Here is a 21,538-nt window from a genome sequence, read left to right as displayed (position 1 = left end):
ACTCACTCGACAAGCTCCAGCTCAACATCAGCAGTGGCATGGTGGCCGCCGCCCGGCACTGGCGGCGTATCTGCCAGGCCACATTGGCCAACTATGGCATTTCCGAAGCCTGCGCTGTGCCGCTGCTGGCTATCGTGCGATTAGGCGACGGCGTGCGTCAGGTTACCGTGGCACAAGCCTCCGGGCTGGAAAGCCCCTCACTGGTACGGCTGCTGGACCAGTTGTGCGCGCAGGGCTTTGTGCAGCGTACCGAAGACACCACCGACCGGCGCGCCAAGGCCCTGAGCCTTACGCCGCAAGGGCGTGCATTGGCGGAGGCCATCGAAAGCGAATTGGTACGTTTGCGCCGTGATGTGCTGAAAAACGTGGGCCAGGCTGACCTGGAAGCTGCTTTGCGCGTGGTGCGTGCTTTTGAAGGCGCAGGCCAGGGGTCGGTTGTATGGGCATCCTGAAGGGCTTTTTCAGCGACCTGCCACCTGCACGAGACTGGTGGTATGGCGTGCGTACGTTCTGTGCGTCCATGCTGGCGTTGTATATCGCCCTCAAGCTGGAAATGCCCCGGCCCTACTGGGCCATGGCCACGGTCTACATCGTTTCCAGCCCCTACGTAGGCCCCACCAGTTCCAAAGCGGTATATCGCTTTCTAGGCACGTTGCTAGGGGCCAGTGCCGCCGTGCTGCTGGTGCCGCTGTTCGTTCAAGCGCCCGTATTGCTGACGACGGTCGTTGCCTTGTGGACCGGTACGTTGCTGTTTCTGTCCCTGCACCTGCGTACCGCCAATTTCTACGCCCTGATGCTGGCGGGCTACACCATGCCCATGATTGCGCTGCCTGTGGTGGATAACCCTGCTGCCGTGTTCGATGTGGCGTCTGCACGCACCCAGGAAATCTTCATCGGCATCGTCTGTGCTGCAGTGGTGGGGTCTATCCTGTGGCCGCGGCGGCTGGCGCCTGTGGTGTCAGGCGCGCTGAACAAGTGGTTTACCGAAGCCGATGCCTACAGTTCCCGCTACCTCACGCGCACCGTCAGTGCCGAGGAAATAGGGCCGCTACGGGCCTCCATGGTGGTGACCTTCAACTCGCTGGAGCAGATGATCGGCCAGCTACCCCATGAGGGGGCAACGCCGCAAAGTGTGCGTAACCGCAAGGAACTGCGGGGGCGCATGATCCACCTGCTACCTACCATTGATGCGCTGGATGATGCCCTGGTAGCACTGGAGCGGCGCACGCCCGACGTGATGGCGCACCTGTCACCCGTGCTGGCGCATGCCCATGACTGGCTGCAATCCACGGCAGACGACCCCAGCGAAGCCGCCTGGCAGGCCCTGCACCAGCATATCGAGACTGCACGGCCGGCGACCGAAGCCCTCAGTGACCGTCACCAATTGTTGCTGGCCAATGCCCTGTACCGGCTAGAAGAGTGGGTCGACCTCTGGCAGGACTGCCGCACGCTGCACGTGGCCATCCGCGATGAGCACCGTACGCCGTTCAAGGCCGTGTATCGACACTGGCGCCTGGGCCGGCTGACGCCTTTCTTCGACCGTGGCTTGATGCTGTACTCGGCCCTGTCTTCAGTGACTGCCATCATGGCGGCCTGCGCCGTCTGGATAGCGACGGGCTGGGCTGACGGCGCCAGTGCGGTGATCCTGGCAGCCGTGTCCTGCAGTTTCTTTGCGGCCATGGACGACCCTGCGCCACAGATCTACCGGTTCTTTTTCTGGACACTGGTGGCGACGGTCATCTCAGGGTTGTACCTGTTCCTGGTGCTGCCCAACCTGCATGACTTCGCCATGCTGGTGCTGGCCTTTGCAGTACCTTTCATCTGGATCGGTGCACTCACCGTACAGCCTAAGTTCTATCTGGGAACCTTGCTGACCATCGTCAATAGCTCGACCTTTATCAGCATCCAGAGTCAGTACGACGCAGACTTCATGAACTTCATCAATGCCAACATCGCTGGCCCTGCCGGCTTGCTGTTCGCGTTCTGCTGGACGCTGGTAGTGCGGCCGTTCGGCACCGGGGCGGCGGCCAAGCGCCTGACCCGTTTCGGCTGGGCGGACATCACCCGGCTGGGCACGCCTGGCACGCTCAACGAACACCGGAAAATGGCCGTGCGCCTGTTGGATCGGCTGATGCAACTATTGCCTCGCCTGAGCCAGATTGGCCAGGACACCGGCGGCGCCCTGCGTGACATCCGCGTGGCGCTCAACCTGCTTGATATCCTGGCTTACACCCCACGGGTAAGGGCTGGCGCCCAGCAACAGTTGCAACAGGTGGTCGATGAAGTGGCAGCCTATTTCGCGGCCAACTTAAAAGCAGGGGAGCGGTTGCCGCCCCCGATGAACGTGCTCAAGACCATGGACCGTACCCGCCGCACCTTGAACGAGTGCCTTGACGTTGACGCCTGCCCGCACCTGCTGCTGGCCCTGAGCGGGCTACGCCTGGCGTTGCTGCCGGGCACCGAAGTAGTGGTGGAGGGTGAGGTGATTGAAGAACAGTTGCCCCAGGGTATCGACGGAGCGCCGCTGTGATTGGTGAACTGGATATCGGCGGGATCTACCTGCCTACCCTGCTCGGGATCATGGGGCTGGCCTACGGGCTGTTTCTGGTCGTGCATGCTGTGCTCAACCGGCTGCATTTCTATCGCCTGGTGTGGCACCGGGCCCTGTTCAATATTGCCCTTTATGCCGTGCTGGTTAGCGCGGTAGACGTAATCTGCCGAAGCCTCATGACATGAAAAAACCTTTGCTTACGTTTGGCCGCTTTCTGCTGACTTTGATTGTGGTGATCCTTGCCGCCGTGCTGGTGTGGCGCATGGTGATGTACTACATGTTCGCCCCCTGGACCCGGGATGGGCATATCCGTGCTGATATCGTGCAGGTCGCCCCCGATGTATCCGGGCTGATTCAGCAGGTGGCGGTGCACGACAACCAGCTAGTAAAGCGTGGCGATGTCCTGTTCACCATCGACCAGGACCGCTTCCGGCTGGCCTTGCGCCAAGCCCAGGCTTCCTATACTGACCGTAAGGAAACCCTTGCCCAGGCTCAGCGGGAAAACAAGCGTAACCGAGGCCTTGGCAACCTTGTGGCCAGGGAGCAACTGGAAGAAAGCCAGTCCCGCGAAGCCCGGGCCCAGGCAGCGCTGCTGGAAGCCCAGGTATCCGTGGACGCTGCACAGCTCAACCTTGACCGCTCCACCATTCGCAGCCCGGTCAACGGTTACGTGAACGACCGTGCCCCGCGCGAGCATGAGTTTGTGGCTGCCGGGCATCCGGTATTGTCCGTGGTGGACAGCGACTCCTATCACATCGACGGCTATTTCGAAGAGACCAAGCTATCTCACATCCGTATTGGCCAGGCTGTGGACATTCGGGTCATGGGCGACTCGGCTCACCTCAGCGGTACCGTACAAAGCATTTCCGCTGGTATCGAAGACCGCGACCGCAGCAGCGGCAGCAACCTGCTGCCCAACGTGAACCCGGCCTTCAGCTGGGTACGGCTGGCACAGCGGATTCCCGTGCGTATCGCCTTTGACCAGGTGCCGGCGGACTTCCGCATGATTGCCGGGCGTACGGCTACGGTGTCTTTGCTAGAGGATGCGCAGGCCGCGAGCGAGCAGGGGGCTGCACAATGACCAGCGCCTTTCGTGCTGTGGCACTGGCCGGGCTAGCGAGCCTGGCCGCCTGCCAGGCTGTTGGCCCTAACTATCATGTGCCAGCCTCGGCGGCTGTTCAGCGGCCCGACCTCCAAGGCGCGCTCGGCACAGGCAACCCTAATGTGGTGTCCGCGCCTGTGCCCGCCAACTGGTGGCGGCTGTATCAGGACCCGCAACTGGACCAACTGGTGCGTGAAGCCCTGGGTTCGAATACGGATTTGCGCGTGGCCGCCGCAAACATCGCCCGTGCGCGTTACCAGACCGAGCAGGCTGAAGCCGAAGGCGGCTTCAATGCCAGCGCAAGCGCAGAAGCGCAGCGTTTGCAGGAGTCTGGCCAGGCTTTCCTGTTAACGGAAAAAGTACCGGTTTCCAATATTGGTGCGGCTTCCATCAAAACCTCCTACCAGTTTGACCTGTGGGGCACCCTCAAGCGCGGGGTAGAGGCGGCCAATGCCAATGCTGATGCAGCCCAGGCGGCCGCAGATACCGCGCGTATCACGGTGGTGGCTGATGTGGTGCGGGCTTACACCCAAGTGTGTGCAGCCAACGAAGAACGCCATATCGCGCTGGAGTCGCTTGATCTTCAGCAACAGGGGGTGAAGCTGGCTCAGCGTTTGCGGGATGCAGGCCGCGGCGACGAAACCCAGGTCACGCGTACCACCACGCAGTTCAAGTCCCTGCGCGCCGAGTTGCCGCGTTACCAGGCCGAGCGTGCGGCGGGGTTGTATCGGCTGTCCATGCTGCTTGCCAAGCCTGTCAATCAATTGCCTGCAGGGGTAGGTGACTGCGCCGAGCTACCTCGTATCGGCCAGGTACTGCCAGTGGGTGATGGGGCCAGCCTGCTCAAGCGCCGGCCCGACGTACGTCGCGCCGAGCGTCAGTTGGCGGCCGCTACGGCACGCATTGGCGTTGCGACTGGCCAGCTGTACCCTGATATCAGCATTGGCGCTACGGTGGGTACTGTAGGGCTGCTTGAAGACCTAGGTGGGCCGGCTACCAACCGCTGGGGCTTTGGCCCCATGATCAGCTGGACCCTACCCACCAACGGCGCCCGTGCACGCATTCGTGAAGCCGAAGCGGCCAGCCAAGGCGCACTAGCCAGTTTCGACGGGGTGGTGCTCAATGCCGTGCGCGAGGCACAAACCGGCCTCACTACCTATGCGGCTACACTGGAACGTCGGGATGCCCTGGCCGAAGCCGAGCGTTCTGCCCATGAAGCAGCGGACCAGTCTCATCGTTTCTATCTGGCCGGTCGCCAGTCCTTTCTCGAAGACCTGCAGGCCACCCGTACCTACACAAATGCCCGGGCCCAGTTGGCTGAAGCCAATACCCGCGTGGCCATGCAGCAGATCGACTTGTTCCTGGCGCTGGGGGGTGGCTGGGAGGGGACACATTAACGCCTTTCCATGTGGGAGTGGGCGCAGCCTGCGAACAGGGCGCTCACCGAACCTACCGCAGTGTACGGACCTGACCAAGTTCGCAGGCTGTCGCCTGCTCCCACACAGGGCGCGCGGGGTTTTGTAGCCAACAAGGCACTCACCGCAGCAGGCTGAACACGCCTTTGACCCCGCGCTTGATGCGGTCCATTTCCTTGGTGACAGAGAACTCGCCTGCTTCGCGGCGACGGCGGTTGAGCTGCACATTGACCGCTTTGGCATACAGGGTCTGCAAGCGCTGCTGCAGGTCGCTCAAACCCACAGCCGGTTGCTGCGGCGGCAGTGCCACTGCGACCAGTTCAGGCAGCGCTAGCAATTGCTGGTTGTAGGTCGATGCGTCCTCAATCGCTCGGGCAGCTTTGCTGCCATCTCCAAACGCGAAACCTTCTGGCCAACTGCCGCCTGGCAATAGCCGGTCAGCCTGTGTCAGCACCGCCAGCAGGGCAGGGGGCTCATGCTCAAGGTTTTCAGGGCGTGCAAACCAGGTTTTGAGCCTCTCTCGAAATTGCCGGTCCAGTGCCCGTGCTGGCTGGTTGGCTTTCAAGGCCCATAGCAGCAGGTCGCACTCACGTGCTTCCTTGAACACAAGGTCGCCCACGGCCTCACTACCGTCCAGGCCAGGCAGGTCGATCAGGCGAATATTCGGTGCGCCTTCGATAGCGCACTCATACACCGCCACGCCATCGGTCGCCGGCAAGGCGCTCACTTCCGCGTTCAGGCTGCCAGTCAGGGCATTGATCAGCGAAGATTTGCCCGCACCTACCTGGCCTACCAAACCAATACGCACCGGGTCCAGCACAGGCGCTTTGCGCTCGTCATCCTTGGAAGTGACCCGCGCCTGTTGCAATTGGTCATCATCCAGGCGGAAATGCCCGCCGTAGAGGTCGATGGCGGCGCGTAGCACTTCCATCAGCAGCAAGTATTTCAAACGGTTCTGTAACTCGTCGCTCAGGCCATCGAACACTTCACCCCGGATTTGAGTGAGCGCTTCGGCCACAAGCCCCTGTGGCGAAATCAACCGGGCAGCGCGGTACAGGTTGAACACCTTGCGCGCCAGCGGCCCATAACGCTCAACCTGGTCATTAAGGTTCATGAGGGTGGACAGGCGTACGTGTTCCACACCCGGCACGTGGGCTTTGAGCACACGGCGATAGCGCCGGCTCACCTGCTCTACAATGGCAAGCAGCTCAGGCGCTGTAAACGCCCAATGGGCACGGTCAGAGCGCTCGTCGTAACGCACCGCGACCAGCCTCACCACAGCCAGGCCGGTTTGCGGAAGCGCTTGCCATGAGAAATCAGTGGCCACCAGCTCTCGCAACTCAGGGATCAGTGCTTGCTGCACTTCCCGGTCCTTGGCGCGCCAGTAGTCTGGCGTACGAGGGCTGGCTTCCAGCGCTTCCTGCACAGCCGGGCCTACCCGCTGGCCAAAGCGCCGGCGTGCCAGCAGCAGGCCCAGGCTGGTGAGCAAGGTGCAGGCCAGCATGACCACGATCAGGTGCAGGATGTAGCCATACCGTACGGCGGCATACAGGCCAAAACCTGCCATTACCAGCACCGGCATCACGACAGACAGCAACGCGTAGGGCACTGCCCGGTCGGACAGCCGGGCCAGGGCTGCCAAACCGCTAAAGGTTCTTTTCATCACGGGCTACCGGAAGAATATGAGTGAACGCCTGTTTGTACAGCGCCTGAAGCTCAGCTGCGCTGATGGGTTCGCCATGGGATAACCGATAGAAATACATGCACGCTGCCCGCCCTAGCGCGTAGGTCAGCCCATAGCTGGAGGCGGCGGCCGAGGCACTGCCCACGGTCTGCCCTACCACCGGGATCAGCTTCACCAACTGACGTACGCCAAGGCGCGAGGCGTATTGCAGGCCGAAGCCGGTGCCCAAGGCAGCGGCGAACTCGGCCAACAGTCGCCGGCTGTACGTCACGTTGTAACGGTTAGCCAGGCTGTGCAGCATCTTCAATTGCAGTGTAGGGACTGCCACCAGCCCCACGGCAGGCAGCGCATCGGCCGCACCTGCGGCGCCGGCATACCACATGACCTCTTTCTTCAGGCGCTGGAAATTGCGGTCTTCCACGTCCGAATGGCCTTGGTCGACAAACAGTTCAGTGATGATGGGCAAACGCGCCCCTAACTGTTCGGTCAAGGCATGCACGCCAAAGGGCTCACCGTTCGCACCGATAAAGTCCACCTGCACCTGTGCCATTTTCCCCCACGCCTTTTCAACCTGCTGTTGGTTGAGGGCAATGCAACGCTCGCGCTCACTGGGGTCGCCGATCTGCAGTACGCCGGTATGCACCAGCAGCGTTTCGCGGATCTTGCCAGCGCGGCGGATCTGTTTGAGTGCGTTGATGACTTGGGATTGTTCCGGGTCTTCGGCCTTCATCACTACGATCAACGCATGGCTGGCCCGCTCGAACGCCAACAAGTCTTCGTGGGCATCGTAATCCGCTTCTGCCAGGCCACGGGTGTCCATGAAGGCCATTACCGGTGTATCGGCGGGGTAGGCGTAGCGCGAGGAGGTAAGGGTGCAGGGGCGAAAGCCTGTGCCTACTTCTACCCGGTCCAACCCTGTAAGGGCGCGCACCAGTGAGGATTTGCCGGCCCCTGTCTTGCCCAGCAGCCACAAGGTGGGCAAGTGATCTTCGCTTTGCCGGAAAGCCGTTTCCAGTGCCGGGTTGGCTTCGGGGTTGAGCGTTCGGTACATGCGATCAAGCAGGCTCATGGTGGGAAACTTCCAGTGAGGTACAAGGTATTAGGCCCGTTACGCTTGAGAAAAATCCTGTTACCCCAGGGTGCGGCACCCTGCCGCAACGGCGCCATAGGGGAAATTGATCCAGGTCAATATCGGCGCCGTTGCGCTGAGGACAATGCGCGCACCCCCAAGAGTATCCACCATGGCCGCCCATTTCGACCTTCTGAACAAGCCGCTGGCTAAAGAAATCGCAGTGATCCTCGTGCTCAAGCTGGTGTTGCTGTTGGGTATTCGCGCGCTCTGGTTCGGGGCGCCAGACACCATCACGGACGATAGCGTCAAGGTCGGCCAGCACCTGCTTGGCTCTGTTGCAGACTCTCCTGAGAAACTTCAAAAATGATTACCGAATCGGTTGTCGACCTGTCGCGGCTACAGTTTGCCATGACCGCGTTGTACCACTTTCTGTTCGTGCCGCTTACCTTGGGCATGACGTTCCTGCTGGCCATCATGGAGTCGGTGTACGTCATGACCGGCAAGCAGGTGTACAAGGATATGACCCAGTTCTGGGGAAAACTGTTCGGCATCAACTTTGCGCTAGGCGTGACCACCGGGCTGACCATGGAATTTCAGTTCGGCACCAACTGGGCGTACTACAGCCACTATGTGGGCGACATCTTTGGCGCGCCGTTGGCCATCGAAGGCCTGATGGCCTTCTTCCTGGAATCGACCTTTATCGGGCTGTTTTTCTTTGGTTGGGATCGCCTCTCCAAGCGCCAGCACCTGGCGGTGACCTGGCTGGTGGCGCTGGGCTCCAACCTGTCGGCGCTGTGGATTCTGATCGCCAACGGCTGGATGCAAAACCCCGTGGGCGCGGCGTTCAACTACGAAACCATGCGCATGGAACTCACCAGCTTCTCGGCATTGGTATTCAACCCGGTAGCGCAAGTGAAGTTCGTGCACACCGTGGCCTCGGGCTACGTGACCGGCGCAGTCTTTGTGCTGGCCATCTCCAGTTTCTACTTGCTCAAAGGCCGCGACGTAGCCTTTGCCCGGCGCTCGTTCGCCATTGCCTCAGCATTCGGCATGGCGTCCATCCTGTCTGTGATCGTGCTGGGCGACGAGTCCGGCTACGAAATCGGCGATGTGCAGAAGACCAAGCTGGCCGCTATTGAGGCCGAATGGGAGACCGAGCCAGCACCCGCGGCCTTTACCCTGTTCGGGTTGCCCAACCAGGCCGAGCAACGCACCGACTACGCGGTAAAAATCCCCTATGTGATGGGTATTATCGCCACCCGCTCATTGGACACACCCGTCACCGGCATCAAGGACCTGGTAGCCGAGCACGAAGGACGTATCCGCAATGGCATGGTTGCCTACGAACTGCTGAGCAAGCTGCGTGCCGGTGACCAAACCGATGCTACCCGTGCGGCCTTTGACGAGGTGAAGGGCGACTTGGGCTATGGCCTGCTGCTCAAGAAGTACACCGACCGGGTAGTGGATGCCACGGACGAGCAGGTCCGTCAGGCTTCGCTGGATTCCATACCTGGCGTAGCGTCGATTTTCTGGACCTTCCGCATGATGGTATTCAGCGGCGTATTGATGCTGGCGCTGTTTATCTGTGCGTTCTGGGCCTCGGCGCGCAAGGTGGAGCACCGTCAGCGCTGGCTGCTCAAGTGGGCGCTGTTCAGCCTGCCGCTGCCTTGGGTCGCCACGCAAACCGGCTGGTATGTGGCCGAGCACGGTCGCCAGCCTTGGTCCATCGGTGAAGTACTGCCAACACACTTGTCCGCGTCCAGCCTTACCACGGCAGATGTGTGGGGTTCATTACTGGCCCTGGTGGCGTTCTACACCGTGCTGCTGGTGATCGAGATGTACCTGATGATCAAGTTTGCCCGCCTGGGGCCAAGCAGCCTGCATACCGGGCGCTATCACTACGAACGTGAAGAGGCGCCTGTAAGGGTTGCCTCGGCTACTGCCCAAGGAGTTGCACATGTTTGACTATGAAACGCTCAAGCTGCTGTGGTGGGTGCTGGTGGGCGTGCTGCTGATCGGCTTTGCCGTGGCCGATGGCTTTGATCTGGGCGCCATGCTGCTGATGCCGCTGGTAGGCCGTAATGACCGGGAGCGCCGCGTGATCATCAATACCATTGCGCCTCACTGGGATGGGAACCAGGTTTGGCTGATCACCGCGGGTGGTGCGCTGTTCGCAGCCTGGCCGCTGGTGTACTCGGCCGCCTTCTCGGGGTTCTACTGGGCCCTGCTGCTGGTACTGTTCGCCTTGTTCGTACGGCCAGTAGGGTTTGACTACCGCAGCAAGCTGACCAATGCACGGTGGCGCAAAAGCTGGGACTGGGCCTTGTGGGTCGGGGCCATCGTACCGTCGCTGGTGTTCGGTGTGGCCTTCGGCAACCTGTTGCTGGGCGTGCCCTTCCGTTTCGATGACACCCTGCGCCTGAGCTATCACGGCACCTTCTGGCAATTGCTCAGCCCCTTTGGCTTGGTGGCAGGGGTGGTCAGCCTGGCGATGTTGGCCGCCCATGGTGGCAGCTGGTTGATGATGCGCACCGATGGCCTGTTGGCTGAACGCGCGCGCCGGGCTGTGCTGGGGTTCAGCTTGTTGTACTTGGCAGCCTTCATCGGTGCAGGTGCCTGGCTGGCCATTGGCTCGGTCTCCGGCCTGGTGCTCGACAGCGGCCTGGACCTGGGCGCTGCCATCAATCCCCTGGTGAAATCCGTACACACTGGCAACCCCGGCTGGATGGACAACTACCGCCTGTACCCCTACACCGCAGCCGCGCCATTGCTCGCAGTGCTCGGTGCGTTCATGGCGTTGCTGGCCGCCACGCTGGGCCGGGGAGGCTGGTCCTTCTTGGGCACCGCGCTGGCCATTGTGGGCACCTTGTGTACCGCAGGCTTTGCGCTGTTCCCGTTCGTGATGCCCTCCAGCCTGGACCCTACCTCCAGCCTTACCGTATGGGACGCTGTCTCCAGCCGCACCACCCTGGGCATCATGACCGTGGCCGCCGGTATCTTTGTGCCGATCATTCTGGCGTATACCGCGTGGTGCTACTGGAAGCTGTGGGGCCGGGTAACGCCTGCGCATATCGACCAGAACCCCCATAGCCTTTACTGAGGAGTTTGAACATGTGGTACTTCGCTTGGATTCTCGGTGTACTGCTGGCATGCAGCTTCGGCATCATCAACGCCCTTTGGCTGGAAGGCGCCGGCTGCCTTGAGGACGCCCATCATGACCGCTAAGGCTCCTCTGGCACGGGGCCTGTTGGGGGGCCCCAGCCGGGCCCTGTCGCTAACGCTGGCAGCGCCGCTGAGCCTGGTCCTGCTGTTGCACCCCTTTGCGCTGGTCAACGCCGATGGGCATTACAGCCACGGCCTGCTGGCCTTGGCCATGTGGGGCATCAGTGCCGGCTTTGTGCATGGCATGGGCTTCGAGCCCCGTGCGCAGGCCTGGCGATGGCTCTTCAGCCCACTGGCGGCCTGGCCGCTGATGGGGCTGGGCTATTCACTGCTTACCGTTTAATAGCAGCCTGCCTGCGACAGGGGTTCGCAGGCATTGCGGCTACTTTCCTACGCCAACTTAAGGCCGGGCCTATATAGGCTGCGACCCGGGCAAGCCTATAGTCCGGCTGAATTCGTTAGGAAGGACGCCAAGGCATGTTCGACCATCGCCAGTATGTACCGGTGCTGAAATGGCGCCAGGGGGGGTACGAAGCGCTTGCGCGCATGAGTGACGTGTTGCGAAGCCGGGTAACACCCTTGCTGGAAATCCCTGCCGAGGCGTGGGATTACGAGCAAGAGCGGCCGCAGCGAAGTATTGATGAGCACATCGGGCTGTTTGGCCATCGGCTGATCGGCGCCTGGGGCAGCCTCCCTTGCTTTGTGGATTCCTGCTATTTACCACCTGATGCGCTATGTGCCGATGGCACCCACCATTTCGAGCGTTTGCTGGCGTTGGCGGCTCAGGCAGGCTGCCAGGCGCTTCCGGTTACCAGCCTGGCCCGCCACTATCAATACCAGGCAGCCACCGCACGCGTCGTTCGGCGGTACGGGCGAGGGTTCTGCCTGAGGCTGTTCTGTGAAGACTTCGACCACCCGGAACTGGCCACACAGATAGGTGCCTTGCTGGCGTACATGGGGGTAAGCGCCGGCCAGGTAGACCTGCTGATCGATTTCAGCCAGCACGTTGCGCGAAGTGCTGCTGCCCAGGCAGGCCATGCCTACGCCTTGCTGGCACAGACGCCACAGTTGGCGCACTGGCGCAGCCTCACGATCACCGGCACGTCTTTTCCTGCGCTTTCGACCGCCCAGCAGGTGTGCTCCGGTAGCCTTTTTCCACGCTACGAGTGGCTGGCCTACAAGCAATTGCTAAGGCGACTCGGCGCGGGCGAGCGGCGCCCTGCCTTTGGCGACTATACCGTTGCCCATCCACATACAGGTGTAGTGGACCCTAGGCTCAATGAGCCCTGCGCACGTATCGAATACACGGTGGCCGATGGTTGGTTGGTCATGCAGGGCAGGCCTGCCCAAGGCAATAACGGGGCGCAGTATCGAACGCTCAGCCAACGGGTACTTGCTTCCGGCCGCTTCGACGGCGCGTGTTTTTCATGGGGGGATGATTACCTGCATCAATGCGCCGAGCTGAGCGAGTCTGCAGGAGACAGCTCGACCTGGGCCTGCGTAAGTAACAATCACCACCTCACACGTGTGGTGCTGGAGTTAGCCAATTTTCATGCCGGTTAGGGGAATGGCCCAAATTGGCCATTGATCCCTGGCAGCAACCTGATGTGATTTCATACACCATTCGTGCCTTTGAGGCGCTTTCATGAAAAGCTGTGCAGCTTGAAAGCAAGGAGCCCATCCATGAGCAAAGTTCTTCCCGTTGTCGTTGGTGTTGTCGTTATCGCAGGCGCGGCCATTACCGGTGTCGCCTGGTACACCGGTACGCAGGTTGAACCCCTGCTGCGCCAGCAGGTGGTGGAGGCCAACGCGCAACTCAAGTCAGCCCTGGCAGGGTACCCCGCTACCGTCACGCTTGAGCTGACAGGCTTCGAGCGGCGGCTGTTCAGCAGCACCGCCCACTACGTCACCACCGCCCAAGGCGCTGGTTTCAATGCCGGCGCGCCGTTGCGTATGGAAGCTACCGCCGACATCGAACATGGCCCGTTCCCTTGGTTGCGGGTCAAGCAGCTGAAGCTGTTGCCTGTGATGGTGGCAGCGGATTACCGCACTCAAAGCAGCCCTGAATTGACCCAGTTGCTAGGCATGCCCACTGGTGAGTCGCCTTTGCAGGCATACGCCACGGTAGGGTACGGCCGCACACTGGACAGCCATATCCAGATCCTGCCCAGCAAATGGCAGAGCAGCCAGGGTACGCTGATGCTGTCCGCCGTAGACGGCACAGTGGCCGGTACACTCGACAGCGAAAAAATGGATTTCAACGCGCGCGTTGACAGTGCCGAATTCACTGGCGTGGGCCCACAAGGCGAAGTGCAGCTGAACCTTAAAGGCGTGAGCGTGCACAGCGGCGGTATCAAGGGCGCCTCAGGTTTCTATCTGGGTAACAGCGCTTTCCAGGCCGATCGCCTAACGGTTGGTGAGGCCTCGGCCCCTCTGCTGGAGATAGCCAAGCTCACGGCTCAGGGCTCGCTTGAGGAACTTGAAGGCAAGCTCAAAGGCGCTGTCGATTACCAGGTCGGACAAATGAACGTTGCAGGCTTGCCCATCGGCAGCTTGCAACTGCGCATGCTGTTCGACAACTTGAACATCGAGGCCATGCGCAACCTGGCGGTGTTCTATCAGAACGTAGTCGCGCCTCAAACTGCGCAGATCACTCTAGAGCAGCAGCCCTTGCAACTGCAATTCACACCACAGCAGCAGGCCCAGGTACAAGCCGACCTGGACAAACTGTTGGAGGGCCGCCCCCATATGGAACTGCAACCGGTAGGGCTGAAAACAGCCAACGGCGAAAGCCACCTGAGCGTAGCCCTGGACCTGGCCAAGCCTACAGCGCCGAACCTGCCGCCCGAGCTGCTGATGCAACAGATGATCACCCGCCTGGACGCCAACCTGTCCCTGGCCAAGGGCACACTGCGCGACCTGGCAACGGTGCAAGGCCAATTGGGTGGCCCAACCGACCCCGCAGCCCTGGCTAAGAATGCCGAAGGCGCCGCCAACCTTGCCGTCACCCTGGCCACCCTGCAAGGGCTGGCGAAGCTGGAAGGCGAGGCGCTCGTATCATCGCTGCACTATGAAAATGGGATGGTGGACTTCAACGGGCAGAAGCTCACACTGGAGCAGTTTGCGCAGTTTCTGATGGGGGCAGTAGGGCGGGGGTGAGGTGCATTGCTACAAGCAATGGTATAGTCCTGCCTCTATTTTGCAGAACAGTGGCAGGATGCTGCTGGAGGAAAACACGCATGGCAATTTATACAGCAGGCTATGAAGGGCTGAGCATTGACGCCTTCATCGCACGCCTCAAACAAGCCCGGATCGACAAGGTTCTGGATGTTCGGGAATACCCTCTTTCAAGGAAAAAAGGATTTTCCAAAAAAGCGTTTGCTCAATGCCTGGCTGATGCAGGAATTAGTTACGAGCACTGCCCGCCTCTGGGCTGTCCCAAACCCATTCGCAAAAGTTACAAACTCACAGGTGATTGGGCGGATTACGCTCGCAATTTCCGAGCCTACGTTCAAACGCAAACGGATGTGCTACTAGACCTGGCTGCGCAGGCTTCGGTGCAACGTATTTGTATGGTTTGCTACGAGGCAGACGCAAATTTCTGCCATCGTAGCTTGATTGCGGAAGCGGCACAGCAGCTGGATGCTGATTTAGAGACTCGGCACCTTCCTCTCAAAATAGAAACATTTGCCGACTTGCTTCTGGTTGCTTAGGAGGGTAGATCAGGCTAATGATCAGCCATTGGTGGGGAAAGCGATGAATTGTCCCCATCAATAGCATTAAATCTCTACTTGGCAGTTCCACTTCAAGTCTTTGACGAAAAGGGGTTTCCCAACCTGCAGGTCCGTGAGTTCGAAGAAGATTTCTGTAGAGCTGACTTGCCTCCCAGTCTACGATCTTATGCCGGTTGGCTTCCGAATTTTTCCCCGAAGTGCACTCGTACCTGTAGTGGAAGTCATAGGGTACTTTTTCAAGGCGCTTCAAGCTTGACTTGACGTCATCTTGCTCGAATAGGCCCGGTTGAATCTGTAGCTTCTGCAGCTTTTCTAGCTCTTCATCGGTCCAGCTTTCCGAAGAAGCCTTTTTTATCTCAAGTGCTGTAATGCGGCTAGGTCGTATCAAACCCAAGGTCACGTTACATTCAAGGCGAGCTTGTTCAAGCGCCGCAAAGTTTTCGTATATGGGTAGCTTTTCCAATACGGCTCGCCGCAGATTCCAATCATTTTTGGCCGGGATCATTTCACGCGGCTGGATCGTATCGACGCCTATTTTATGGCTTTCCGGTCGATGATCGTTGGATGTTTTCTCAATGGATGCCTCAATCCACTGCCACTTTGAAAACTGCTGACCTTCTGTAATCAACCGAAAAGGAACTGGATAAAGTCTAATTAAGTTTCCTTCCGTATCCACGCCTGCAACACACGATGTTTCCATATATGCTGCACTAGGTGATGGGTAGGTTTTGCAAAGAATGAGTATGCGAGCTTTCCTTCTCATAAGGCCTTTGCCCTTGTTTTCTAAAATTTTATAGAAGGCTATGATAATGTCTTGCGTAGTATAGTTTTCAAAATTGGTTTTGTAATTATTTTTGGTAAAAAAATTTAATTCAAGTTATTGCTTGCTTCAAGTTGGTATTTTTTATTCAAAGACATATAAATATTCTATATTCTTGATGTTTTATTTTTAGTTTCAGTTTGTTCTTGTTATGGTTATCTAGAGGCAGCAGGGCGTACTGTAGTATTGCAGCTAAAATCTAGACCTTATTAAGTTCAAAACGGCTTCAACGGCGCCGACCACTTCTCTGCATCGTCCACATAAGCCTTTTGGGCTTTCTTGTCATACAGGCATAGCTTAGCTTTGGAGGATCCGGGCGTGCGGTCCTTCACCAGCATGGCAACCATGCCAACGCGATCGTCAAACCCAACGATCGCTGAAGGTATTGGCGTGCTGAGGCCACTGGCCGCTATGCAGGCGCGCGTTACCCGCGTGTCGAACTCCGCCCAGGCTTGGTCGCTTGAGGCATGGGCGGAACCGATGGCCAGCCAAGCAAAGGTAACTGTCCCTACAATCGTTGAAGCCCGCATAAAATCTCCTGAACGTGGTGGTGGGCCTTGCGCTGTCGCTCAACGACGCATCCTATGAAAGCATAACCAACCCTAACGGTTTGGCCGCGCTGGTTCTTATCCAATGGCTGATATGACGAAAACCCTGACCCTTCTCGGCTCGAGCATCCACGACATTCCGTCATTTTATGCCGAGATCAATCGCGTGTTCATGGCGGGCGAAGACTGGGCGCTGGGGCACAGCCTCGATGCCTTGGATGACATGCTATACGGCGGCTACGGTGCCATCCGCAGCAAAGAGCCCATAAGGCTTGTGTGGCAGGGCCTGGCGCAGAGCCGAGCGAGCCTTGGCTTAAGTGCTACTCGGACGTTTTTGAACGAAAAGCTCAAGCAGCCTGAGGTGTTCAACGTGGCACACATTCGTACCCAGTTGGACGCGCTGGAGCGAGGTGTGGGAAAGACCTATTTCGAGATCGTGATGGACATTTTTGCGGCACATCCGACTATTGAGGTTGTGGCGGAGTAGGCGCTATGAAGGGGCGGAAGATGCAACCAGAATGGCCTGGGCATTGAAACGGTTTTAGAAGGATAGGCTTTGATCAGCCAGGAGGTGCTTGATCGGCATGATGCTGATTGGAGACGGGGAGGGTCAGCCCTTGGAGCCAAGGGAAGAAAAAAGATGGCGCACTCGACGGGATTCGAACCCATGACCCCTGCCTTCGGAGTTCTAAAAGTCGGCGTTTGGAATCAGTACGTTAGCGGGTGTTAGCTGGGAAATCAATGGGTTGTGTTAGCTAGGGTTATCGGGTTTTCGCACCGGTTAGCGGGGTATGTGTAGCAAGTTTGTGGCATGGCTTTTCCTGTAGCAAAAGGCGCTGAAATCCGGCGTTTGTCCGGATCCTGAGGAAGTCGGACCTGCCGTGGTAGGGGGAAGCGACGCAAGCTCATACGTGGCAGTCACGAAGATCTAATTCTGGTTTCGTTTCATCTGGAAAACAGGTAAAAGGAAGCAGCGCCAGCCATTTGTTACCTACAGAGGTCTAGGTTCACAAAAATATCCTGGGATGGAAATATCGTGCAATTAACTTTCATTGTTCTAAAAAAACCTACGACACTACCGCCGACACTCAAAAGTACTGTGTTATTTAGTCCCAGCAATTGGGATGACTATTCTTTTAAAACGTTATTTGGCGTTGTTTTTTTTGGAGTCGATGGAAAAAAGGTAGACCTCGGATCAATTAAAATTGGTTACGTAGATCAGCCGCACGGATGGACGTCTGAGAATCTTAAAGATGAGTTCACAAGTCTAGATTCCCATTTTTTCTCGCTCGGTCAAGACGTAGATTTCTATAAGAAGATCCATGACGAGTTGTCAATTGAAGAGTCAGAAGGTTTCCTTACCTCTCTAAAAGACGTCATTTACGATGAAAAAATATTTAATGCCGTAAAGGATGAGTCAGTATTTCGTAACTCCTTGATGAGGAATGTTAGTCGCTCCGTAATAGAAGACCAGTTCAGGCGAGTATTGGCTGGTTTGCCGGAGTCTACAGAATTTGATTTCGCATATGAAGATAAAGGGGACGATCGGAGAGCTCCAGTCAGGCTGAGTTTTAAGGTAATGCCAGGCTCAATGCCCACTAGTAATGTGCATGTCCTGATTGGTCGGAATGGCGTAGGAAAGACTACGATATTAAACGATATGGTGGAAACGCTACTTTGCAAAACCACTGGCCGCCCCCATAACGGAAACTTTTACGTTGCTCACCCGTTCAGTGGAGTGCGGCTTATGCCGGAGGATTATTTCAGCAGCATTGTATCTGTCTCTTTTAGCGCCTTTGATCCTTTTCTTTTTCCAGAAGATCAGCCAGACAGAAGCAAAGGTGTCGCCTATTTTTACGTAGGAATGCAATCTACAATAAATAGTGCTGGGCATCGACCACCGAAAGCTCCAGGGGATCTAAAGACTGATTTTATAGACAGCCTGTCATCATGTTTGAGCCAGCCTACTAAGCGCCATAGATGGCTTAAAGCAATTAAGCGCCTAGAGTCAGATGCAAACTTTGAGGAAATGACCCTAGGTCGGTTGGCTGACATGCCAGAAGATGAAGCGCTGGTAAAAGCAGGACTGCTTTTTGGTAGGATGAGCTCTGGGCACTCTATAGTTCTACTTACAACTACCAAGTTAGTTGACACTGTTGAGGAAAAAACACTCGTACTGATGGATGAACCCGAAAGCCACCTGCACCCGCCGCTGCTTTCAGCCTTTACGCGAGCGGTATCAGACTTGTTGCAGAATAGGAATGGCGTCGCGATCATCGCGACCCACTCCCCCGTTGTAGTACAGGAGGTTCCAAGATTGTGTGTATGGAAACTCACGAGAAACCGGACAGAGGGCAGATCCGACCGACCAGAAAGGGAAACATTTGGTGAGAATGCAGGGATACTGACCCGTGAAATATTTGGGCTTGAGGTATCTAAGTCTGGGTACCACGCTGTTCTGCAAGCAGCTGTAGATAAAGGTGGTACCTTCGAGTCAATATATGATGATTACAAAGGGCAGTTAGGATTTGAGGCTCAGGCAATATTGCAGAAGTTGATCTCTGCGAGGTTGGAGTAATGCGCCTTTTAGATTTGCCAGATATTATCTCATCCGAAGTCTTTGATGATTGCATCAGCGGCGTTCACGATCCTGCTCTTTCGGCAAAGTTAACTGCTGCACGGCCAGTATTGCTCGGGCTCTTTTCCGACTATGTGTTGAAGGGGTGGAGTAATGAATTATATTTGTTGCCTGCAAGTTTGCGCGCAAAGCCGGAGCAGGTCGTTTTCTCGAATATCGAAAAAGGAGAACTCGTATCCATATATACTAATCAGCTACTTCAGAAAGGGAAGGAGGCCAGGAAGTACTATGATAAGTTATTAACTTTAGCGCCTCTGGGAAAGTGCCCGCTGTGCGGATTCGGTCAAGCTAGTACCTTAGACCACTTCCTGTCCAAAGCTAGGTATCCAGCATACTCAATTCTGCCCTGCAATTTAGTACCGGCATGCGCGGACTGCAATAAAAGTAAAGGGGCCTCTGCGCTGACGGCAGCGAGTCAGATGCCTCATCTTTATTTTGAAAGCTCAAGTTTTGAATGCGAACCGTGGATCTACGCCGAAGTTATACAAACCATTCCGGTGAGCGTACGTTATTATCTTGATTTACCAAGCGGTTGGACGGACTCACTGAAGTCAAGAGCAGAAAATCATTTTAAGGAACTCAACCTGGAAAAAAGATTCGGAGTTGAGGCTGCTGCCGAACTTGCAAGTATGGCAGCGATATTAGAGGAGTTAGCAACGCCCGCTTCACGGAAAGAGCATTTGCAGCGGTTCGCGTTAGTAGAGCGGCGAGACAGGACTAATACTTGGAAGGCTGCTTTATACGAGGCTTTGGCTGCAAGCGATTGGTATCATTCGCATGGTTATAAAGTTCACCATATTCCCTCTCCGCGTTATAGAATTGGTGTTTAATAATGGGGGGCGGTTCTGATCTAGATTTTCAAGAGTGTATTTTGAGTAACGATCAATCTACCTACTGGTTCCTAGTGGCCTATTGATTTTGAATGGAAAATACCTGAATGAGATGACTGACTTCAGGCACAAAAAGCCCGTCGTAGCGGGCCGTTACGGAGAATAGAAATATTAATGTGTGGCGCTTTTATACTCTCTTGCGAGTGAAACCAAGTCAAATTTCGCGTACCGGTCACTAGATTTGACGGGGTAAGTTGAATAAACGTAATCAATAAATGCATTAAAGTACATGCCTTTAGTTTTATCAATTACAGCGTCCAATATGGCCATTTCTTGTTCGCTCAATTTGACACCACTAGGATCGCCTTGATACCCAACAACTACTTTAGTTGATCCGTAATGATTCTCATGAGCAGAAAGCGAGAACTCACGGCTATTTCTCACAGATTCGACGATATCATCGACATAAGGCCCGTAGTGGTTGAATAACCAATCAACGTCAGTCATTTGCTTTTCATCTATTAACGATGAAAACCAATCTGCTAGGTATACTAATTTAGTCAGCCTTGCCTTGGAAAGTTCAAGCTTGTAGGGGTAGTTTACGCAAAGATAAGCTACTATATTCTGTAGTCTTGTCATTTACTAACCTCCCTAAAATGTTTCAAAAATTCTTGCTCTACAGATGAATTAGTAGAGCTCGCGACGTTCGCTTCGCGATTCAATTCTAACCCATCCCTTAGAAATTTGGAATGGATGCTCTGGTAGTCTTTACAAAATGCATAAATATTTTCCTCCAGTCGCCCCTCATTTCCTTCGAAAAAAGGAAGGGCAATGCTCTCAAACACGATTACGCCCGTGTGGGAGTCAGCATCCGAGATGGCCACAGCTACATAACGGCAGCTTTTCATGGCAAAGTTGAGTGCCTGGCTTGGCTTAAAGCCGTACTGCTCGGATAGGTACTTCAGATATGCTGGCTGATCTTCAGAGTTGGGGCAGTCTCTTTCCACGTGTTTTTGATTCTGCCAGGCCTTCCCAATGACTCCTTGATTTAGAGCAAATTTTTGTCGGTGAGGTTTAGCAAAGACGGGATTCTGAGAGTAGCGTGCAAGTAAGTAGAAGTCGTTGGCATGTTCGTAGTAAATGGAAATTCGGTCGCTGGTAGAGAGCCCCAAGGACTTATAAGCCGATTTGAGGTGGGTCGCGACTAGCTCCGAATGCATTTTGCGGAGGTCGGATTTGTAGCTTTCCATCGTTTCTTGGGCGCTGTTAATTGCATCATTCAATTCGGGTATTATGCTGACTTGGGATTCAAGGCTATCCGCTTGCTGTTGTAGTTTTTTTTGATCTTTGTAAGTTCCAATCGCACCTAATAACACCAAAACAGCACCAGCTAACATCCAAATCAAAGGATAGCAAATTAACACCCAAGCCTGATCCGTGGTCGTAACTGCTGCCTTCATAAGATCATCGTATTTATAGTTCCCTACGAGGCCACCGCCGAAACCCAGCGCAATAGTGCCTATAGTAGTCAGGATTATATAAAAACTATTATCTATGATTATTCCGAGGCGGCTAAATATTTTAGCTCGCCCCGAAAACCCAAAAAGCGGATAAGCGTCAGTTTCAGACATTACGGTTGCTTGCCTCAACGTTGAGTACCGACCCTAATTGGACAGGGTACGTCTAAATTGTGCTGATCACAGGTGAAATAGCGATCTCCGTCCCAAACACCAGTGGTCAAAGCCCAATGCGATTGATGCTAGTGGGGCGCTTAAGTGTGGCGGTGAAACGATGGTTACTGCAAGCTCTGTTTTCAAGCTCCGAAACAGCCGCTCCGTGGGCGCGTTGTCATAGCAGTTCCCCCGTCGGCTCATGCTTTGAGTTATCCGATAGCGCTACAGCCGCTGACGGAAACTACGGCTGGCATATTGGCTACCTTGATCGCTGTGAAATAGCACGCCTTGTGGCCTGCCGTTGCCCTT

22 protein-coding genes and 1 pseudogene are annotated in these 21,538 nt (G+C 56.3%); 16 read left to right on the top strand and 7 right to left on the bottom strand.

Features of this window, described 5'->3' with window-relative positions:
• Positions 1-38: 38 nt before the first annotated feature.
• Genes HBH25_RS18075 through HBH25_RS18055 form a run of 5 tightly spaced genes read left to right on the top strand, consistent with a single transcriptional unit; the run spans position 39 to position 5,050 of the window.
• Positions 39-452, top strand: a complete 414-nt coding sequence (locus HBH25_RS18075; RefSeq protein WP_168085348.1) for a MarR family winged helix-turn-helix transcriptional regulator — start codon at positions 39-41, stop codon at positions 450-452.
• Positions 449-2,530 (top strand): FUSC family protein, encoded by a 2,082-nt coding sequence (locus HBH25_RS18070; protein ID WP_168085347.1) that lies wholly within the window; start codon positions 449-451, stop codon positions 2,528-2,530. Before HBH25_RS18075 ends, HBH25_RS18070 begins: the two co-directional genes overlap by 4 nt.
• Positions 2,527-2,736, top strand: a complete 210-nt coding sequence (locus HBH25_RS18065; protein ID WP_168085331.1) for a DUF1656 domain-containing protein — start codon at positions 2,527-2,529, stop codon at positions 2,734-2,736. Before HBH25_RS18070 ends, HBH25_RS18065 begins: the two co-directional genes overlap by 4 nt.
• Positions 2,733-3,632 (top strand): efflux RND transporter periplasmic adaptor subunit, encoded by a 900-nt coding sequence (locus HBH25_RS18060; RefSeq protein ID WP_168085330.1) that lies wholly within the window; start codon positions 2,733-2,735, stop codon positions 3,630-3,632. The genes HBH25_RS18065 and HBH25_RS18060 overlap by 4 nt, the downstream gene beginning before the upstream one ends.
• On the top strand, positions 3,629-5,050 hold the full coding sequence (locus HBH25_RS18055; protein WP_168085329.1) for an efflux transporter outer membrane subunit: 1,422 nt from the start codon (positions 3,629-3,631) through the stop codon (positions 5,048-5,050). Before HBH25_RS18060 ends, HBH25_RS18055 begins: the two co-directional genes overlap by 4 nt.
• A gap of 139 nt (positions 5,051-5,189) precedes the next feature.
• On the opposite strand, the gene HBH25_RS18050 is transcribed toward HBH25_RS18055, so the two are convergent.
• Together HBH25_RS18050 and HBH25_RS18045 are read right to left on the bottom strand one after the other, a co-directional pair.
• Positions 5,190-6,731, bottom strand: coding sequence for a GTPase family protein (locus tag HBH25_RS18050; RefSeq protein ID WP_168085328.1), 1,542 nt, complete (start codon positions 6,729-6,731; stop codon positions 5,190-5,192).
• Complete coding sequence (locus tag HBH25_RS18045; RefSeq protein WP_168085327.1) at positions 6,715-7,821, bottom strand: YcjF family protein; 1,107 nt, start codon at positions 7,819-7,821, stop codon at positions 6,715-6,717. The genes HBH25_RS18050 and HBH25_RS18045 overlap by 17 nt, the downstream gene beginning before the upstream one ends.
• A gap of 172 nt (positions 7,822-7,993) precedes the next feature.
• Here HBH25_RS18045 and cydP point away from each other — a divergent pair, with 172 nt between their 5' ends.
• The 8 genes from cydP to HBH25_RS18005 all read left to right on the top strand — a co-directional run bounded on the left by cydP (position 7,994) and on the right by HBH25_RS18005 (position 14,699).
• Entirely contained in the window at positions 7,994-8,191 is a 198-nt protein-coding gene (gene cydP / locus HBH25_RS18040) for a cytochrome oxidase putative small subunit CydP (protein WP_168085326.1), read from the top strand.
• Positions 8,188-9,789: a cytochrome ubiquinol oxidase subunit I gene (locus HBH25_RS18035; protein ID WP_168085325.1), complete on the top strand. Its 1,602-nt coding sequence runs from the start codon at positions 8,188-8,190 to the stop codon at positions 9,787-9,789. Before cydP ends, HBH25_RS18035 begins: the two co-directional genes overlap by 4 nt.
• Positions 9,782-10,924 carry a cytochrome d ubiquinol oxidase subunit II gene (gene cydB, locus HBH25_RS18030; RefSeq protein ID WP_168085324.1) on the top strand — a complete coding sequence of 381 codons (1,143 nt, stop codon included), beginning with the start codon at positions 9,782-9,784 and terminating at the stop codon, positions 10,922-10,924. Before HBH25_RS18035 ends, cydB begins: the two co-directional genes overlap by 8 nt.
• An 11-nt stretch (positions 10,925-10,935) precedes the next feature.
• The gene (gene cydX / locus HBH25_RS18025) at positions 10,936-11,049 is read left to right on the top strand and encodes a cytochrome bd-I oxidase subunit CydX (protein ID WP_168085323.1); all 114 of its coding nucleotides are present in this window, start codon (positions 10,936-10,938) and stop codon (positions 11,047-11,049) included.
• Positions 11,039-11,329, top strand: a complete 291-nt coding sequence (locus tag HBH25_RS18020) for a cyd operon YbgE family protein (protein WP_168085322.1) — start codon at positions 11,039-11,041, stop codon at positions 11,327-11,329. Before cydX ends, HBH25_RS18020 begins: the two co-directional genes overlap by 11 nt.
• Before the next feature lie 134 nt (positions 11,330-11,463).
• Positions 11,464-12,549 carry a beta family protein gene (locus HBH25_RS18015; RefSeq protein WP_168085321.1) on the top strand — a complete coding sequence of 362 codons (1,086 nt, stop codon included), beginning with the start codon at positions 11,464-11,466 and terminating at the stop codon, positions 12,547-12,549.
• A 120-nt stretch (positions 12,550-12,669) separates the two neighbouring features.
• Positions 12,670-14,145 carry a YdgA family protein gene (locus HBH25_RS18010; protein WP_168085320.1) on the top strand — a complete coding sequence of 492 codons (1,476 nt, stop codon included), beginning with the start codon at positions 12,670-12,672 and terminating at the stop codon, positions 14,143-14,145.
• Positions 14,146-14,225: 80 nt separating this feature from the next.
• The gene (locus tag HBH25_RS18005) at positions 14,226-14,699 is read left to right on the top strand and encodes a DUF488 domain-containing protein (RefSeq protein ID WP_168085319.1); all 474 of its coding nucleotides are present in this window, start codon (positions 14,226-14,228) and stop codon (positions 14,697-14,699) included.
• Here HBH25_RS18005 and HBH25_RS18000 read toward each other — a convergent pair.
• Together HBH25_RS18000 and HBH25_RS17995 are read right to left on the bottom strand one after the other, a co-directional pair.
• Positions 14,659-15,420, bottom strand: a complete 762-nt coding sequence (locus HBH25_RS18000; RefSeq protein WP_218585503.1) for a hypothetical protein — start codon at positions 15,418-15,420, stop codon at positions 14,659-14,661. The genes HBH25_RS18005 and HBH25_RS18000 overlap by 41 nt on opposite strands.
• Positions 15,421-15,755: 335 nt before the next feature.
• A complete protein-coding gene (locus HBH25_RS17995) occupies positions 15,756-16,070 on the bottom strand; it encodes a hypothetical protein (protein WP_168085317.1) in 315 nt (104 codons plus the stop codon).
• 103 nt (positions 16,071-16,173) lie between these two features.
• On the opposite strand from HBH25_RS17995, the gene HBH25_RS17990 reads away from it, so the two are divergent.
• The 3 genes from HBH25_RS17990 (at position 16,174) to HBH25_RS17980 (ending at position 19,556) form a co-directional block, all read left to right on the top strand.
• Complete coding sequence (locus HBH25_RS17990) at positions 16,174-16,575, top strand: barstar family protein (RefSeq protein ID WP_218585502.1); 402 nt, start codon at positions 16,174-16,176, stop codon at positions 16,573-16,575.
• A 549-nt stretch (positions 16,576-17,124) separates the two neighbouring features.
• Positions 17,125-18,666, top strand: coding sequence for an AAA family ATPase (locus HBH25_RS23600; protein WP_168085316.1), 1,542 nt, complete (start codon positions 17,125-17,127; stop codon positions 18,664-18,666).
• Positions 18,666-19,556, top strand: coding sequence for an HNH endonuclease (locus tag HBH25_RS17980; protein WP_168085315.1), 891 nt, complete (start codon positions 18,666-18,668; stop codon positions 19,554-19,556). Before HBH25_RS23600 ends, HBH25_RS17980 begins: the two co-directional genes overlap by 1 nt.
• Positions 19,557-19,727: 171 nt before the next feature.
• Here the strand turns inward: HBH25_RS17980 and HBH25_RS17975 are convergent, their stop codons facing one another.
• The 3 genes and pseudogenes from HBH25_RS17975 to HBH25_RS17965 form a co-directional block, all read right to left on the bottom strand.
• Complete coding sequence (locus HBH25_RS17975) at positions 19,728-20,195, bottom strand: Panacea domain-containing protein (RefSeq protein ID WP_168085314.1); 468 nt, start codon at positions 20,193-20,195, stop codon at positions 19,728-19,730.
• Positions 20,192-21,187, bottom strand: coding sequence for a hypothetical protein (locus HBH25_RS17970; protein ID WP_168085313.1), 996 nt, complete (start codon positions 21,185-21,187; stop codon positions 20,192-20,194). The genes HBH25_RS17975 and HBH25_RS17970 overlap by 4 nt, the downstream gene beginning before the upstream one ends.
• Before the next feature lie 174 nt (positions 21,188-21,361).
• A pseudogene (locus HBH25_RS17965) lies at positions 21,362-21,529 on the bottom strand (DDE-type integrase/transposase/recombinase); the annotation flags it as partial.
• Positions 21,530-21,538 lie beyond the last annotated feature (9 nt).

This window comes from Pseudomonas quercus (assembly GCF_012033695.1).
GTDB lineage: Bacteria > Pseudomonadota > Gammaproteobacteria > Pseudomonadales > Pseudomonadaceae > Aquipseudomonas > Aquipseudomonas quercus.
The sequence above is the reverse complement of the archived record's forward strand: the minus strand, read 5'-3'. Positions and strand labels throughout refer to the sequence as shown.

Coding starts and splice junctions, on each gene's coding strand:
- HBH25_RS18075 (WP_168085348.1), top strand. CDS start 39: ATGGTGGCCGCCGCCCGGCACTGGCGGCGTATCTGCCAGGCCACATTG.
- HBH25_RS18060 (WP_168085330.1), top strand. CDS start 2,733: ATGAAAAAACCTTTGCTTACGTTTGGCCGCTTTCTGCTGACTTTGATT.
- HBH25_RS18055 (WP_168085329.1), top strand. CDS start 3,629: ATGACCAGCGCCTTTCGTGCTGTGGCACTGGCCGGGCTAGCGAGCCTG.
- HBH25_RS18050 (WP_168085328.1), bottom strand. CDS start 6,731: ATGAAAAGAACCTTTAGCGGTTTGGCAGCCCTGGCCCGGCTGTCCGAC.
- HBH25_RS18045 (WP_168085327.1), bottom strand. CDS start 7,821: ATGAGCCTGCTTGATCGCATGTACCGAACGCTCAACCCCGAAGCCAAC.
- cydP (WP_168085326.1), top strand. CDS start 7,994: ATGGCCGCCCATTTCGACCTTCTGAACAAGCCGCTGGCTAAAGAAATC.
- HBH25_RS18035 (WP_168085325.1), top strand. CDS start 8,188: ATGATTACCGAATCGGTTGTCGACCTGTCGCGGCTACAGTTTGCCATG.
- cydB (WP_168085324.1), top strand. CDS start 9,782: ATGTTTGACTATGAAACGCTCAAGCTGCTGTGGTGGGTGCTGGTGGGC.
- cydX (WP_168085323.1), top strand. CDS start 10,936: ATGTGGTACTTCGCTTGGATTCTCGGTGTACTGCTGGCATGCAGCTTC.
- HBH25_RS18020 (WP_168085322.1), top strand. CDS start 11,039: ATGACCGCTAAGGCTCCTCTGGCACGGGGCCTGTTGGGGGGCCCCAGC.
- HBH25_RS18015 (WP_168085321.1), top strand. CDS start 11,464: ATGTTCGACCATCGCCAGTATGTACCGGTGCTGAAATGGCGCCAGGGG.
- HBH25_RS18010 (WP_168085320.1), top strand. CDS start 12,670: ATGAGCAAAGTTCTTCCCGTTGTCGTTGGTGTTGTCGTTATCGCAGGC.
- HBH25_RS18005 (WP_168085319.1), top strand. CDS start 14,226: ATGGCAATTTATACAGCAGGCTATGAAGGGCTGAGCATTGACGCCTTC.
- HBH25_RS18000 (WP_218585503.1), bottom strand. CDS start 15,420: ATGGAAACATCGTGTGTTGCAGGCGTGGATACGGAAGGAAACTTAATT.
- HBH25_RS17995 (WP_168085317.1), bottom strand. CDS start 16,070: ATGCGGGCTTCAACGATTGTAGGGACAGTTACCTTTGCTTGGCTGGCC.
- HBH25_RS17990 (WP_218585502.1), top strand. CDS start 16,174: ATGGCTGATATGACGAAAACCCTGACCCTTCTCGGCTCGAGCATCCAC.
- HBH25_RS17980 (WP_168085315.1), top strand. CDS start 18,666: ATGCGCCTTTTAGATTTGCCAGATATTATCTCATCCGAAGTCTTTGAT.
- HBH25_RS17975 (WP_168085314.1), bottom strand. CDS start 20,195: ATGACAAGACTACAGAATATAGTAGCTTATCTTTGCGTAAACTACCCC.
- HBH25_RS17970 (WP_168085313.1), bottom strand. CDS start 21,187: ATGTCTGAAACTGACGCTTATCCGCTTTTTGGGTTTTCGGGGCGAGCT.